This is a genomic window from Bifidobacterium sp. ESL0820, assembly GCF_052606235.1.
This window is the reverse complement of sequence record NZ_CP199594.1, coordinates 1233053-1248161: the sequence shown is the minus strand read 5'-3', so window position 1 is coordinate 1248161 and position 15109 is coordinate 1233053. Positions and strand designations below refer to the sequence as shown.

At 61.4% G+C, this 15109-nt stretch carries 11 protein-coding genes; 9 read left to right on the top strand and 2 right to left on the bottom strand.

What is annotated here, in order from left to right:
• The first annotated feature begins 226 nt into the window (after window positions 1–226).
• Entirely contained in the window at window positions 227–1720 is a 1494-nt protein-coding gene (locus ACUIAH_RS05010; RefSeq protein ID WP_445340540.1) for a cytochrome ubiquinol oxidase subunit I, read from the top strand.
• 249 nt (window positions 1721–1969) lie between these two features.
• Here ACUIAH_RS05010 and ACUIAH_RS05005 read toward each other — a convergent pair whose 3' ends face one another.
• Window positions 1970–2929: a polyprenyl synthetase family protein gene (locus ACUIAH_RS05005; RefSeq protein ID WP_445340539.1), complete on the bottom strand. Its 960-nt coding sequence runs from the start codon at window positions 2927–2929 to the stop codon at window positions 1970–1972.
• A 228-nt stretch (window positions 2930–3157) separates the two neighbouring features.
• Here ACUIAH_RS05005 and ACUIAH_RS05000 point away from each other — a divergent pair, with 228 nt between their 5' ends.
• Entirely contained in the window at window positions 3158–4627 is a 1470-nt protein-coding gene (locus ACUIAH_RS05000; RefSeq protein ID WP_445340538.1) for a serine/threonine protein phosphatase, read from the top strand.
• Between the two features lie 10 nt (window positions 4628–4637).
• On the opposite strand, the gene ACUIAH_RS04995 is transcribed toward ACUIAH_RS05000, so the two are convergent.
• A complete protein-coding gene (locus ACUIAH_RS04995) occupies window positions 4638–5384 on the bottom strand; it encodes an IclR family transcriptional regulator (protein ID WP_172636696.1) in 747 nt (248 codons plus the stop codon).
• Window positions 5385–5577: 193 nt separating this feature from the next.
• Here ACUIAH_RS04995 and leuC point away from each other — a divergent pair, with 193 nt between their 5' ends.
• The 7 genes from leuC to ACUIAH_RS04960 all read left to right on the top strand — a co-directional run bounded on the left by leuC (window position 5578) and on the right by ACUIAH_RS04960 (window position 15024).
• Window positions 5578–6981 (top strand): 3-isopropylmalate dehydratase large subunit, encoded by a 1404-nt coding sequence (gene leuC / locus ACUIAH_RS04990; RefSeq protein ID WP_445340537.1) that lies wholly within the window; start codon window positions 5578–5580, stop codon window positions 6979–6981.
• A 52-nt stretch (window positions 6982–7033) separates the two neighbouring features.
• Window positions 7034–7720: a 3-isopropylmalate dehydratase small subunit gene (leuD, locus tag ACUIAH_RS04985; protein ID WP_313837125.1), complete on the top strand. Its 687-nt coding sequence runs from the start codon at window positions 7034–7036 to the stop codon at window positions 7718–7720.
• 114 nt (window positions 7721–7834) lie between these two features.
• Window positions 7835–8794: a lysostaphin resistance A-like protein gene (locus ACUIAH_RS04980; protein WP_445340536.1), complete on the top strand. Its 960-nt coding sequence runs from the start codon at window positions 7835–7837 to the stop codon at window positions 8792–8794.
• A 167-nt stretch (window positions 8795–8961) separates the two neighbouring features.
• On the top strand, window positions 8962–11490 hold the full coding sequence (locus ACUIAH_RS04975; protein ID WP_445340535.1) for a CPBP family glutamic-type intramembrane protease: 2529 nt from the start codon (window positions 8962–8964) through the stop codon (window positions 11488–11490).
• A gap of 102 nt (window positions 11491–11592) precedes the next feature.
• Entirely contained in the window at window positions 11593–12645 is a 1053-nt protein-coding gene (locus ACUIAH_RS04970) for a lysostaphin resistance A-like protein (protein ID WP_445340534.1), read from the top strand.
• A 139-nt stretch (window positions 12646–12784) separates the two neighbouring features.
• Window positions 12785–14116: a UDP-N-acetylglucosamine 1-carboxyvinyltransferase gene (gene murA, locus ACUIAH_RS04965; RefSeq protein WP_445339632.1), complete on the top strand. Its 1332-nt coding sequence runs from the start codon at window positions 12785–12787 to the stop codon at window positions 14114–14116.
• A gap of 14 nt (window positions 14117–14130) precedes the next feature.
• The gene (locus ACUIAH_RS04960; protein ID WP_445340533.1) at window positions 14131–15024 is read left to right on the top strand and encodes a lysophospholipid acyltransferase family protein; all 894 of its coding nucleotides are present in this window, start codon (window positions 14131–14133) and stop codon (window positions 15022–15024) included.
• Window positions 15025–15109: the final 85 nt, after the last annotated feature.

Genomic DNA, 15109 nt, shown 5'->3' with positions numbered 1-15109 from the left:
GGTTGTCGGGTCGCCGATCTTGTCGGATGGCTTCCCGGCCGGTCACCGTGCGCCGTCGGTTCATGGACTGGACGGTGAGGAAACCGGAGCCCGTGGAAGCGACCAGGTCGCGAAGTCGGGGAGAGCTGAAAGGTTCTTGTGGGCACAAGCCTGGTCATATCTGAATCCGTCCGGATTCGACCCGTGTACCCGCGCCCGACGAACCCTGCAGAGATTGGGAGGAACGATGTTCACTGTATTGGGATTGTCTAGATTCCAGTTCGCCATGACGACGATATTCCACTTCTTCTATGTCCCTATGACCATCGGTCTGGCCCTGGCGGTCGCCATCATGGAGACCACCTATGTGGTGACCAAGAAGGATGTCTACAAGAAGATGACCATGTTCTGGTCCAAGATCTTCCTGCTCTCTTTCGCGGTCGGCGTGGTCACGGGCATCATCCAGGAGTTCCAGTTCGGCATGAACTGGTCAAACTACTCCAGGTTCATGGGTGACATCTTCGGCGCCCCCCTGGCCATCGAGGCCCTGCTGGCCTTCTTCCTGGAGTCCACTTTCATCGGCGTATGGATGTTCACTTGGAATAGGTTCAAGCCGGCCGTGCATGCGGTCTTCATATGGCTGACCTTCCTGGGTTCCTCCATGTCGGCCATCTGGATTCTGGCTGCCAACAGCTTCATGCAGCACCCGGTTGGTTTCGAGATCAACCAGGCCACCGGTCATGTGCGGCTGCGCAGTTTTGGTGATGTCATATCCAATCCCCAGCTGTGGATCGAGTTCCCCCACGTCTTCTTCGCCGCCGTCTGCACAGGGGCCTTTGTGGTCATGGGCTGCAGCGCTTTCAGCCTGCTGAGGATGCATATGGGGAACAAGGACCAGGCCGTGGCCGCTGTGGAGGCTGACTCCGAGAAGCAGGCCAAGGTCAACCTGTTCACCAAGTCCATCCGTCTGGCCGCCCTGCTCGGGCTTATCGGTTCCATCTGCGTGATCACCTACGGTGATTTGCAGGGCAAGTTCATCGTGACCGATCAGCCTATGAAATTGGCCGCCACCGAGGCCATCTACGAGGACACCGGTGATCCCGCTCCCTGGAATGCCGTGGCTCTGATCAATGAGAAGGACCATAAGATTGAAGGGTCCGTCGAGATTCCCGGAGCCATGTCACAGCTGGCTTACGGCAAGAAGACAGGCGCCGTCAAGGGCATGAACACCGTCAACAAGGAGTTGCACGAGAAGTACGATGCCAAGTATGGCAAGGACATGAACTACTACGTGCCGGTCACCACCCTATTCTGGGTCTTCCGTCTGATGGTCGGAATCGGGTTTGCCTTTGCCCTGATATCAGCATTGGTGCTCTGGTTCACACGTAAGAAGAAGAACACCCTGTTCACCACACGCTGGAAGCTCTGGATCATGGGTATCTTTACCTTCGCCCCCTTCGCTGCGACGACCAGTGGCTGGCTGGTGACTGAGCTTGGACGCTATCCATGGCTGGTTTATGGTTATCAGACCATTGCCGATGGCGTTTCGCCCACCAGCACGGTGCCGAACCTGCTCTTCACCTGCATTGTCTACTTCCTGCTCTTCCTGGTTCTGGGCGGAGTCATGATCTTCTACACCAGGAGGACCCTGCACCAGGGACCCTTCTACAAGCCGGACGACGGCAATGGACCCCAGCCTGCCAAGGTGCACGGCGCACCAGCTCGGGTGGCCCTGGCCTAATGGTCGGCTGATCTTAAACACTCCCTTCCCCTTCGGCAAATCCCCCGCTTCGGATCGTATGGTCTGGAACGGGGGATTTGCTGTCATAGGGTGTTTGTGATCAGCGGCTGCCAGCTGTGGTGAGATTCAGAAAAGAGAGCAATGCCAAGCATGAAGTGGCAGATATGACGGATGTTCGGCTCGCGGCTGATAGGAGGCTGGTCTCACTCGCTCTAGCTATGCTGCGCCGGTTCCGTCGCGCCGATTCGGTCAGACCTGGGCAGTCAGCTTGCTTACAATCCGCTGCAGCAAGCTGCGTATGCCCTCAGGTATGGGGGAATCCTCCAGGCTGTCTGAAGCCCGCCGCAGATAGTCTTTGGCGGTTTGACGGCTGCTTTCCATCAACTGGGGATGTGCTCTAAGGTAGTCGATTACCTGTTCGGGATCGTCCTGCTGGACCAGGGCTCTGAAGTTCTCATCCTTCTGGAACCCCAACAGAACCGGCAGAGTGTAGATTCCGTCGCGGATATCCTCCAGCTTGGGCTTGCCGGTGTCGCGATCCAGATCAAAATCGTTGATGTCATCGATGATCTGGAAGGCCATGCCTAGATTGCCGCCGAAGTCTCTGGCGGTCTGCTCCAATGCCGGGTCAATTGGCTGGCCGTCAAGGCGGATCCCGGTCAGGCAGGCCAGACGGAAGAGGGCTGCGGTCTTGCCGGAGATGGCTCTGTCGTAATCGTCAATGGTTATGTGGGTGTGGTGGCGGTCGGACTCCTGGTAGAGCTCTCCACCTACGATCTCGCAGACCGTGCCGGCCTGTTCGCGGATAAAGCCTGTGTCAGGAGCGATGGAGGCCATGATTTCCATGTAGCGGGAGAGGATCAGATCACCTAGATAGATGGCGGCCTTGTTGCCCCGGATGGTGTGGACCGTGGGCTTGTTGCGGCGGATGGGGGCGTTGTCCAGAACGTCGTCGTGGACCAAGGTGGCCAGATGAAGCATCTCGATGGCGGCGGCGCCGGTGATGACGGTATCGTCCAAGCGTCCTTCGATCTGCGCTCCGGCCCGCGCAAAGAGAACCACCATGGCAGCGCGAATCATCTTGCCGTGGTTATCCAGCAGTCGACGGTAATCCTCCTGATAGGGCGCTACATGAGTACGTTCCTGGTGCAGGCGGTCGACAACCCGCTCAAGATCCTTGCGCAACAGGAGCTCTTGTCCTTCTGCCATGGAGGTACGCTCCCTCTATCTCGTTAAGAACCGCAACGTATCCAATATACCAAGACCGGGGCCAGGCCTGAAGATTGTCGGCCCGGTCCTTGCCGTCATCGTAATCACTGTGGTCAAGCTAACATCAGGGTGCCGGCCTGCGGTGGTGACGTTGCGGCCTGAATCCGATTCGTAAGAGGACTGCATACATCGGCCTAGAGGCGAAGTCGGGTGAAGTAGGCTGGATGTATGAGTCAGCATTACCACGCGGATCAGGTCTCCCCACAAGGCGGCAAGGGAGAGCATGATCGACCGCTGTCCGTTTCGGCCCGGCTGGGGCGACTTCAGTTCCATTACTCAGGCAAGTTCAGACTCCTGCAGCTGGCCGACGTCCAGGAAGGTCCCAAGGTCTCTCCGGACACGATCAGGCTGATAGGCGCGGCTTGCGATGCGGCAAAGCCCGATCTCGTGGTCTTCTCAGGCAACCAGGTAGCCGGTTACGACACGGCCTACGAGCGCACCTTCCGTAAGAGGCGCTGGAGCACCCCCTTGGACGGCATCTACTCGGCTGGTCTGAGCATGGGTGGCGCTCTGGGATTTGGGGGAGCCTCCCTGAAGCGCTCTGCCAAGTCCCAGGATGGTCAGGCTGCTGCGGACCGCCGGGAACCAGACCGCAGGGATGCCGAGCGTGTACGCCAGCAGAACATCAAGCACACTGAGGATCTGGTCCGCAGAACCGTTGGCCTGATCACCGGCCCGCTGGTTGAACGCGGGATTCCCTTCGTCGTCACCTATGGCAACCACGACTTCCAGTGTGGGCTGGACACCGACCAGATGGATGCCATCTATCGGGAGGTGCCCGGTTGCCTGAACCCGGAGGCCACGGTCGCCCATCCTGATCGAGTCCATGCGCTGATCGGGTCGGCCCTGCCCTCCCAGACGGCTTTCGTCTGCGCTCCGGGCACTTTCGCGCTGCCTGTGGCGGATTGCGACGGTCACGGGGTGGTCATGGGCCTGGTCCTGCTGGACTCTGGCGACTATGCCCGGGCAGGAGGCTATGGCTCACCGTCGGCGCAGGCCCTGGACTTTCTGGCGGCCGCTCCCGATCTTCTGGGCAACCGGTCCATAGTCTTCCAGCACATGCCCATTCCCCAGTTCTACGATCTGCTCAAGCCGGTGCCAGCCACCACAGCCTATGCGGTCCAGGGCTACAGAAGTTTCGACTCCCGTTGCTACATCCTGGACGAATCGCGCACCTGCCCCGGCTCCTACCTGGGCGAGGGGGTCTCCTGCCCGGATGAGGACAGCGGAGAGTATGACCTGCTGACCCGGAACCGGGGCTATTTCGCCCTCTTCGCCGGGCATGACCATCGCAATGGCTTTGTCGGCCGTAGCGGTGATCTGACGCTGGGGGCCACGCCTACATGCGGATTCGGCTCATACGGTCCGGTGCCCAGCAAGCGGGCTGCCCGGCTCTTCGAGTTCGACATCCGCCATCCCCATCATCCTCGCACTCAGCTCCTGGAGTTCGGGCAATTGGTGGGGCGACCAGGATCCCACAAGGTCTACACTTTCGCCATGAGCCATGTGCCCACCTCAACCGGGGATGCGGTCAACCTCTTGCGTCGGCCCGGGTTCTTGGCGGGCGGCCTGACGGCTCTTGCCGGGCTGATCGCCTCCTGGGGATCCAGCAGGCGGCGGTCAGGACCAAGGCGTTAGGGATTCCCGCTCAGACCCTGCGACGGGCGGGAGATGAGGCTCGCAGCAGGGCTTCTGTCAGATATTTGCCGGCAGCCATGACCAGGGGGGCGTAGCGCCTTCCCGGCGTAGTGGACATGCGGTTGACTGGCCCGGAGATGGATATGGCGGCCATGACCTGTCCGGATCCGTTGCGGATGGGGGCCGAGATGGAGCAGACGCCTTCTTCCCGCTCGTTGATGGATTCGGCCCAGCCGCGCTTGCGGACCGTGGCCAGGGTCGCTGCGTTGAACTTGGCGTGCCGCAGACCCTGATGGAGGCGCTCGGGTTCCTCCCAGGCCAGCAGAATCTGCGCTGCCGACCCGGCCTCCATGGACAGCAGGGCGCCTACGGGGATGGAGTCGCGCAGGCCCGAGGCGCGTTCCACCGCGGCGATGCAGACACGGACTTCGCCTTGGCGGCGGAAAATCTGGGCTGACTCGCCCGAACGGTTGAGCAGTGTATGCAGGATGGGCCCCGAGGCGGTCAGCAGTCGATCCTCGCCGGCGGCAGCGGCCAGCTCGGCGAAGCGGGAGCCTAGGACGAAGCGACCATGCGCGTCCCGCAGCACGAAGCGGTGGCGCTCCAAGGCGATGGCCAGTCGGTGGGCTGTGGGTCGAGCCAACCCTGTGGCGTTGACCAGCTGGCCCAGGGTCATGGGTCCGGTCTCCAGGGTGTCCAGAATTCGCACCGTCTTGTCCAGAACGCCGACGCCCGAATGAATCTCCTCCTGATGCATGTTCGGATCATTTGCGGAGGGATATCTGTCGTCATCGTTCATAGAAGGTGTGTCCATGGTTGAATTATGCCATCTCAGTATATGAAATGCAAAAGTTCATAACGGTTGGGCAGTTCCATACTCGGTGATAAGAGGCCGGCGGGGTGCCGATGAGATTGGCGCTCCGGCTGGTCGCAGGTTTTCAGGAGGCGATATGGGACGCACAATGGCGGAAAAGGTCTGGGCCGATCATTTGGTCAGAAAGGGCCAGGGAGGCGAGCCCGATCTGATCTACATCGATCTGCAGCTTATGCACGAGGTGACCAGCCCACAGGCATTCGAGGGGCTGCGCCTGGCAGGCCGCAAGATCCGTCACCTGGACCAGGTCATCGCCACCGAGGATCACAACACCCCCACCATCGACATCGATCGGCCCATCGCCGACAAGGTCTCGGCCCTGCAGATCTCCACCCTGGAGCGCAACTGCCGGGAGTTCGGCGTCCGTCTGCACCCATTGGGGGATGCGGACCAGGGCATCGTTCACGCTTTTGCACCCGTCCTGGGACTGACGCAGCCCGGCATGACCATCGTCTGCGGCGATTCGCATACCTCGACCCACGGGGCCTTCGGGGCCCTGGCTTTCGGCATCGGCACCTCCGAGGTGGAGCATGTTCTGGCCACCCAGACCCTGAGCCTGAAGCCTTTCAAGACCATGGCCATCACCGTCCGCGGGCAGCTCAAGCCGGGCGTGGGCGCCAAGGACGTCATCCTGGCCGTCATCGCCAAGATCGGCACTGGCGGCGGCCAAGGGCACGTTCTGGAGTACCGGGGCGAGGCCATTCGGCGCATGTCCATGGACGCGCGCATGACCATCTGCAACATGTCCATCGAGGCCGGGGCGAGGGCCGGGATGATCGCGCCGGACGATACCACCTTCGCTTACTTGGAGGGCCGGCCGCACGCCCCCAAGGGGACCATGTGGGATCAGGCACTGGACTACTGGCGTACCCTGCCCACCGATCCGGACGCAGTCTTCGACAAGGAGGTCATCCTGGATGCCGACCAGCTGACCCCCTACGTGACCTGGGGCACCAATCCCGGACAGGGTCTGCCCATTGCCGCTGATGTGCCTGTGCCCGAAAAGATCGCCGACCCGGCCAAGCGTCAGGCAGCCCAGGAGGCCATCGACTACATGGGTCTGAAGCCAGGGATGCCCATCCGGGACATCGCCGTGGACACCGTGTTCATTGGTTCTTGCACCAACGGGCGCATCGAGGATCTGCGCGCGGCGGCAGCCATCATGAAGGGACACCACAAGGCCAAGAACCTGCATCGCGTCTTGGTGGTTCCGGCCTCTTCGCGAGTTCGCATTCAGGCCGAAAAGGAGGGGCTGGATCGCATCTTCGAGGACTTTGGAGCCGAATGGCGCAACGCTGGCTGCTCCATGTGCCTGGGCATGAACCCCGACCAGCTGGTGCCGGGGGAGCGCTCCATCTCCACATCCAACCGCAACTTCCAGGGTCGTCAGGGCAAGGGCGGCAGGACGCATCTGGCCTCGCCCGAGGTGGCCGCTGCGACGGCCATCCGGGGAACCATCTGCTCCCCGGCCGATCTGTAAGCCCATCAATCATTCGTCATCGTCATCGCCATCCAGCAGGCAGGAGGTCATCATGGAGCCACTTTCCGTTGTCACCGGGGTCGGGGTGCCCTTGCGCCGCTCCAACGTCGACACCGATCAGATCATCCCCGCCGTATTCCTGAAGCGGGTGCAGAAGACCGGCTTCGAGGACGCGCTCTTCTACGCCTGGCGAAGGAATCCGAATTTCGTGCTCAACCGGCCCGAATATTCAGGTGCCCGAGTTCTGGTGGCCGGGCCGGACTTCGGCATCGGCTCCTCGCGCGAGCATGCGGTCTGGGCTCTGCGGGACTACGGCTTCCGTGTGGTCATCGCCCCCCGCTTCGCCGATATCTTCTATGGGAACACCGCCAAGAACGGTGTTCTGGCCGCCATCATGCCCCAGGAATCAGTGGAGTTGCTCTGGAAGCTCCTGGAGGAGGACCCCGGCACCGAGATGACCGTGGACCTGGGCGCTCGCACGGTCACCTGCGCGGATGTGACTCTGCCCTTCCAGGTAGACGACTATGTGCGGTGGCGGCTCATGAACGGTTACGACGACATTGATCTGACCCTCCAGCACGAGGATGACATCCGTGCCTATGAGCGTATGCGGGCCGAGCGATTCCCCTTCAAGCCGCGTACTCTGCCGGCCCAGCACATGCCCGAAGAGCCGGTCACTTCAGCCAGGGAGGGTCAAATCGACTGGCCTGGACCCCTGGCTGACCGCGGCATCATTTGACCGACGGGCCGTGAGCCCTCATATGAAAGCCATTTGCTCCCTCTTCGCTTACCATGGAATGAGACAGCCATTGATCGCCTGTGACTAGTTGGCGAGTGAAGAGGAGCGGTTATCATGAGGCACAGCAGCGGCGATGTGCACGACTGGGGCGTTAGACGGGCAGTGAATACCCTAAGTGCTTTTGCCTTCATCTACGTGGCCATAGAGACCCTGGCAGGTCTTTTGGGGGGCAAGGCGGTTCTGCCTGCTCTTTTCCCGCATGCTTCCGAGGCACAGATCAACGGCCCTCTGGGTGACTGGACGGTGGCCATCTCCGTAGTGCTGGCCCTGCTGTTTGCCTTGATCAGCCAGTGGCCGGTCATCGTGGGCCATGAACGCCATGGCCAGGATCAGGTGCAGTGGGTCACTGCGCGACGATTCAGCCTGTTGGCCTTGATCATCGCCCTGGCCTGCTTCTTCCTCAGTCAGCTGGTGGCCGGGGTAGCCAACTCCGGACTGAGCGCCATTCTGTCCAGTACTGGCCTGCATCCGCCGTCCGCACCAGGTGATGGAGGCATGGAAACGCCGATCATGCTCTTCTATGGCATTCTTTTGGGGCCCTTTGCCGAGGAGCTGGTCTTTCGCGGGGTCATCATGAACGGTCTGCGCCGCTTTGGCCGGGTCTTCGCCATTATTACTTCTTCTCTGCTTTTCGGCTTCATGCATGGTTCCTTGGTCCAGGGTCTGTTCGGTTTCATTTCCGGCCTGGTTCTGGGCTATCTGGCCATGGAGTATGGGCTGGTCTGGTCCCTGCTGGTGCACATGCTCAACAACGCTTTCTCTTCAGGATTGTTGGCCAAGTACATGCCTCTGGCACCCGAGGTGGTCCGCATCGGCCTGGGCTTTCTCATGATCCTGGTGCTGCTGGTTGGCGTCGTCGGGCTGCTGTTCAAGATAAGGACTCTCCGTGATTACTGCCGCAGCAATCGTGCTCCCAAGGGAATCTACGCTTCCTGGCGGGCGCCTTGGTTCCTGCTCTTCTGCCTGGCATGCCTGCTGATGGCCCTGAGCGAATTCGTGCCAGGACTGGCCTGACCAGACAGTCGATGGCGGCCGGCCCATTGTCGGGATTCCGTCGGGGAAGGGCGGGGTCGGGCTAGACTCGGATATGTATTGTTGATATGAACGTGGGGAAAGGTTCGTGTCGCTGGACGCCCTTGGCGGTCGTACGGTAGTGCATGAAGGGGAAGGATCATCGACGGATGAGGGATGACGAGGATCGCGGCAGCGGCAGCGAGTCTGCTGATGTTCAAAGCGATCAGGGGCGCTGGAAGATGTCGCGCTCCTCTATTGCCCTCATGACTGCAAGCCACAGTGCCAGCAAGGACTACGCCCGTCATTGGGATTATGAGGAAGGGTCCATCGACCTGCCGCCCTTGAGCCTGCCGGGGGAGGCCGTGGATGATGGCTTGGCCTACCCGGGACGGATAGCCCATAGGAAGACCGCGGTTCTGGGTGATGAAGGAGCTGGCGGCAAGGGTGCCAGACCAGTCGGTGAACGACCTTCAGTGCTTCCAGGATCCTATGATTTTTTGGACTCGGTCACCATGGCCAGTCAACCGGGAGTTCCCGCGTTTCCCCCTGAAGATCTGCCAGCAGACGGGCATGGCGGAAAGGAATCTGACAAGGAGTCGTCTCCGCGGCGTGTGGTGGTTCGCCGAGAGCCGGAAGCCGCAAAGGCCAAGGAGATCCCGGCGCAGCCTCAGCAGCCTGCGGCCAAGGTCGTCTGGTCCTGGACGAAGCCCGAAAAGAACAATGGCCCGGTCTTCTCTTGGAATATGCCCAAGCGTCGTAAGCCGTCCGCAAGCACCCGTGCAGGCAAACCTGCGGCTTCCGCTCCTTCCGCAGTCAGAACAGCCGAACCAAAGTCGGCGACTATGCTCGAGGCGCCCTCGGGTTCCGGCGCTGAGGATTCGATGTCTGCGAAACCGGGTTCGGAGATTCCTGCACCCGCAGCCTCTGTTCATGCGTCTGAGGCCCCTGTGGTATTCGCCGACCGGCCAGTCGTTGTCCGTCGCTCGGATGCCGACTGGGATTCCCTGGTCACTGGTTCATCGGCTTCTGGGGACAACGGTGCTGCTGCACAATCCGTGTCCAGTGGAACCGATCATCAGGGGCGTCGGGTCTGTTCGACTCCACGGGTAGTTGCCCAGCCTGCCGCAGTCGCCGGTGACGATACCGGTGGTCGGGTCGTTTCGTCAAAGGCTATTGACGGACAGGAGACGGCGCTCGCGCAGAAGGATCATGACGGCCAGCCCATGCAGACCGGTCAGGCAGCGATTGCCGTTCAGCCTGCCCCTGCCGAATCTTCAGAGGCTGTGAACGCAGCGCCGGCGACGCAGTCGGTCGTCCAGTTTGCGTCTTCGTCGACATCCGTATCCGCTCCAGGCGCTTCTGTGGCTCTCGCCGCCAAGGCTGCCGAGGCTGCTGCAGCTGCTGTGGCGGCCAAGGCCAAGTCCTCAGAGACCGAGGAAGCCGCAGCGAATGCAACCAAGCCGACCCGTTCTTCGCATGGTCTTCATTTCGGCCTATCTGCCAGAAGCCGTGAAAGGAAGAGGGGAGCCCGTCGCTCGTCCAAGCGGCAGGCTGCTCGCAACCGTACCCGTCCTTCAGCCGAGTTGGCAGCTCCGCGGGTCGTTTCCAATGCTTCGGCAGGACCGGTCACAGGGACAGGCCGGCCGGAGCCAGTCAGCTCGCAGCCGATCGCTGTTCCAAGTGAACTTGACGCTGTCGCGCCAGCTGCTGAAGTTGTGGCCAAGCCCACCACCGGCAAGTCCAACACCTACACAGCCAGTTCCGGGGTCCTCCACGCCGTCAACGGACAGGCCGCCTTCGCCTTCGTCTATCTGGCCATATCGGTTCTGGTGCTCATGGTCGGTTCGGGGATGATCCTGCCAGTCGTCATGGAACAGGTCAAGGACCCCAGATCCATCGCCTTCCTATCCGACGGGATTACTCTCCTGTCGGTCCTGCTGGCGCTGACCTATGCCTGCATTTCAGAGTGGAGCGTTATTCGAGGTGTGGATCAGCGGGGACAGGATGCCGTACGCTGGCGAACGGATCGAAGAATGACCCTGGCGGCTCTGCTGGCCTTGGTCGCTGTGCTCCTGCTGGGCCAAGGGATGGTTCATGAACTGAACAAGTTCTTCAATCACTTCGGTCTGCTTCTGCACATCCCCTCCCTGGCCTCGCACAGCCTGCTGGTCACCGGGGCTTCCTCGCCGATGATGGCCCTGTATGCCCTCCTGGCGGTCCCCCTGGCTGAGGAGCTGGTCTTCCGCGGCATCATCCTCAACGGGCTGCGTCGGTATGGCCGGGTCTTTGCCATTCTGACTGCATCCCTGCTCTGCGCCCTGCTGCAGAGTGATCCGGTCTCCGGGCTTTGGATCTTCCTGCTGGGGCTGGCATTGGGATACTGCTCCCTGGAGTATGGTCTGATCTGGGCCGTCGGAGCCCGTGTGCTCGGTGATCTGCTCTTCAGCGGCCTGCCCAATCGATATCTGATGAGCGCTCCGAGAACTGCTCGTCTGTCGATTTTGGCAGTGGCGCTGGTCTTGGTTCTGGCTGGGCTGCTCATGTTCTTCCTGCACCGCACCAGTCTGTTGGACTACCAGCGGCGCTATCGAGCCCCTAAGGGTACATATGTTTCCTGGAGGCAGCCCTGGTTCCTGCTCTACTTGCTGCTCTGCCTGCTGCTGACGGTCTTCAAGTTCGTGCCCGGCCTGCTCTGAGGCATGACGCATTGGCGCTGCGGTGGTGGCGTAGACTTGGACAAGCTGGAGGTCAATGCCGGATGGCCGAACCTGCAGAGGATCATGAAAGGGCATGGTGACATGGGGCAGACAGCGACGGCGCCCGACGCGTCAGGGACCGGGCAGGCTCAAAAGCCCAGACGAGGCGTGGCGGATCGTGCATGGATGAGTGCGGCCAGAGGTATGCTCAACCGACAGGCCGCCCTGCTGCTGGTCTACCTGCTTATCATCAACAGCGTCGGTCTTCTGTTCGGTGTGCTGGCTCAAATGGAGTGGAATGCCGTGTTCGATCCAGTGCCTGCCCACTCGGGATTTATATATGTGATGAGCCATGCGGACAAGGAGTATGGGGGCATCATCAACCTGATCGCCGCCTGCACAGGCCTCTGCTTCCTGGTCTTCACACGACGTCGGCAGATCTGCGATTCCGGTCCTCTGGGCATCTTCCATACTGATCTGCACCCCATGACCTGGCAGGTGCTGCTGGGATGCTTTGCGCTGACGCTGACCGGGCAGACCCTGGCCGACTGGTATCAGTCAGGCATGGACTGGACCACGGCGCGGCTGGGAGTGCAGCAGTCCTGGACCACGACCGAGCAGATCCAGCAGGCCTCGGGTACCATTCCCATGTTCATCTACGTCAGCCTGCTGGCCCCCGTCATCGAGGAGCTGGTCTTCAGAGGTGCCATCCTGCATGCGCTGAAGCCCTACGGCCACGTCTTCGCCATCGTCACCTCCGCGGTCATGTTCGGTTTCTTCCATGGTGACCTTGGCCAGGGGTTCTTCGCTTTCATCATGGGTCTGCTCCTGGGCTATCTGGCCTGCGAATACTCCATCTTCTGGTCCATAGCCCTGCACGTGTTCAACAACCTGGTCGTCAGCGACGGGCTGGAACTCCTTCTCGGGTTTATGAGCGACAACATGTCCTCCTACATCAACGTGCTCATGATGCTGGCAGGCTTGCTGGCGGCCGTCCTGGTCCTCTATTTGGGCCGTCATCGGATTACCGCATTTCTGCGGGAAAACCGCACCTATACGAACGTCTATGGCGCCTGGGCCTGCCCATTTTTCATCATGCTGCTGCTGATCATGGGCTTCACGATGCTGACCCCCTTCGTTTCAGCTGGCGCCTGACCAGTATCCGACTGGTTGGACGCCCTATGCCCGAGGCGACAATTCACGGTGTCCCCACACCCCTTGTGGCAGACTTGCAGATAGGGCCGATGATGCGCCAAAGCCCGGCTCTGAGCAGATACGAGAAGGAAGCCGATATATGCCCAAGGTGAATACACAGAATGATGTGCTGCATGTGGTGGGCGGCAGACCCCTGCACGGTACCATCCAGATCCGCGGGGCCAAGAACTTCGTCAGCAAGGCCATGGTGGCGGCCCTTCTGGCTCCCGGTGTTTCAGTGCTCAAGAACGTTCCTGAGATCCGCGATGTCCATGTGGTCTCGGACCTGCTGAGGCTGCATGGGGTCAAGGTGGATGTTCGTCCCCAGGAGGGTGTGGTCACCATCGATGCCAGTCATGTGGAGCTGGCCGACGTGGCTGATGTAGACACCCTGTCGGGCTCTTCCCGCATTCCCATCCTCTTCTCAGGACCGCTTCTGCATCGGATGGGGGAGGCGTTCATCCCCGTTCTGGGCGGATGCCGCATCGGCAGCCGGCCCATCGATTTCCATCTGGAGACCCTGCGCAAGCTGGGGGCCAATGTCGACAAGGAGCATGAGGCCGGCATACACATCACAGCGCCCGATGGTCTGCATGGGGCCAAGATTCACCTGCCCTACCCCTCGGTGGGCGCCACGGAGCAGACCCTGCTGGCAGCCGTCATGGCCGAGGGGCGCACTGAGCTGTCAGGGGCGGCTACCGAGCCCGAAATCATGGACCTGGTGGCGGTCCTGCAGAAGATGGGCGCGCAGATCTCCGTGGATGTGGACCGGACCATCCGCATCGAGGGGGTGCCATCCCTCAAGGGGTTCACCCATACCTCCCTGCCCGACCGGATCGAAGCTGCCTCCTGGGCCTCCGCCGCCCTGGCCACCCATGGCGACATTATGGTCAAGGGCGCCCATCAGCCCGATATGATGACCTACCTGAATGTCTTCCGCAAGATTGGCGGCCAGTTCGACGTGCGCGACGACGGCATCCGCTTCTGGCATCCGGGCGGCGACCTGCGGCCCGTGGCCATTGAGACCGATGTGCACCCCGGGTTCATGACCGATTGGCAGCAGCCCCTGGTGGTCGCTCTGACCCAGGCCAAGGGTCTTTCCATCGTTCACGAGACGGTCTACGAGAACCGCTTCGGCTTTACCGAGCCCCTGATTCAGATGGGTGCCACCATCCAGCTCTACAAGGAGTGCCTGGGATCCCTGCCCTGCCGCTTCCAGCAGCGCAACTTCAACCATTCGGCGGTCATCTTCGGTCCCACCCCCTTGACTGGCCAGGACATCGACGTGCCCGACCTGCGTGGCGGCTTCAGCCACCTGATCGCCGCACTGACGGCATCCGGCCCCTCCACCGTCCACGGCATCTCCCTGATCGACCGCGGCTACGAGGACTTCCGCGACAAGCTGCTGGCCCTGGACGCGCAGATCGACTGATCCGGCAGGCATAGATGGCTTCCAAAGGCAAACCTTCCCCACGCTCTGCGGTGCCGGCCCTGTCCGACCAGCAGGTGGCGTTGCTGGCGCAGCGGCACAGGTTGGTGGATCCAACCCGCTACTATCCCACCGGACACCGCATACCGGCCCTGGACGAGATAGACGGTCAACACCCTGTGGGGACTACCCGTCTGTTGCGCGGAGTTTCCCAGGTGGTGCGAGACTCCTGCCGGGTCTATGCCTGGGGTCTGGAGCGGGTGCCTCAGAGCGGCCCATTTATCACCGCAGCCACCCATGTGACCCAGTTTGACGTGTTCATTCCCATGATGGCGCTCTTCCACCTGGGTCGTCGTCCCCGATACATGGCCAAGGCCGAGATGGCCCATTGGCCCCTGATCGGCAGCTGGTTCCGCATGGTGGGCATGCAGCCGGTGGAGCGCAAGTCCGGCAAGGCCAGGTCGATTGAGGAGGAGTCGATCAGCATCATCACCTCGGGCAGGCCTTTGACCATCTGGCCTGAGGGAACGGTGTCCCGTGACCCTCTGAAGTGGCCCATGTCGCTCAAGCCCGGTGTCGGATTCATCGCCCTGGAGGCCTCGCGGCAGCTGGGCCGCATGGTTCCCCTGTATCCCAGCATCACCTGGGGGGCGGCTTCGATCAATCACAAGTGGCCCTGGCCTCGAAAGAACGTGGTCATGTGCTATGACCGGCTCCTTGACTATTCCGACCTTCTGGAAGACGTGGATCAGTGGGGAGCGGAACCCCCCAAGCAGTCCGTCCATGCCCTCTGTGTCCGCCTGCGCAACCGAATGGAGGAGGTCATGGCCGAGATTCGCGGCGAAGAGCCCCCAGCGGCTGGATACTTCGATTACGTGACCATGACCCGTCGGCCCAGAAGCGAGCAATAAGGCCGGAACCCGCCTCTAATTCCAGCTGCCTGGCGGCGGTGTCATAGGATGGTAGAGACAAGAATGAGGCTGCTGGTCGGCGTTC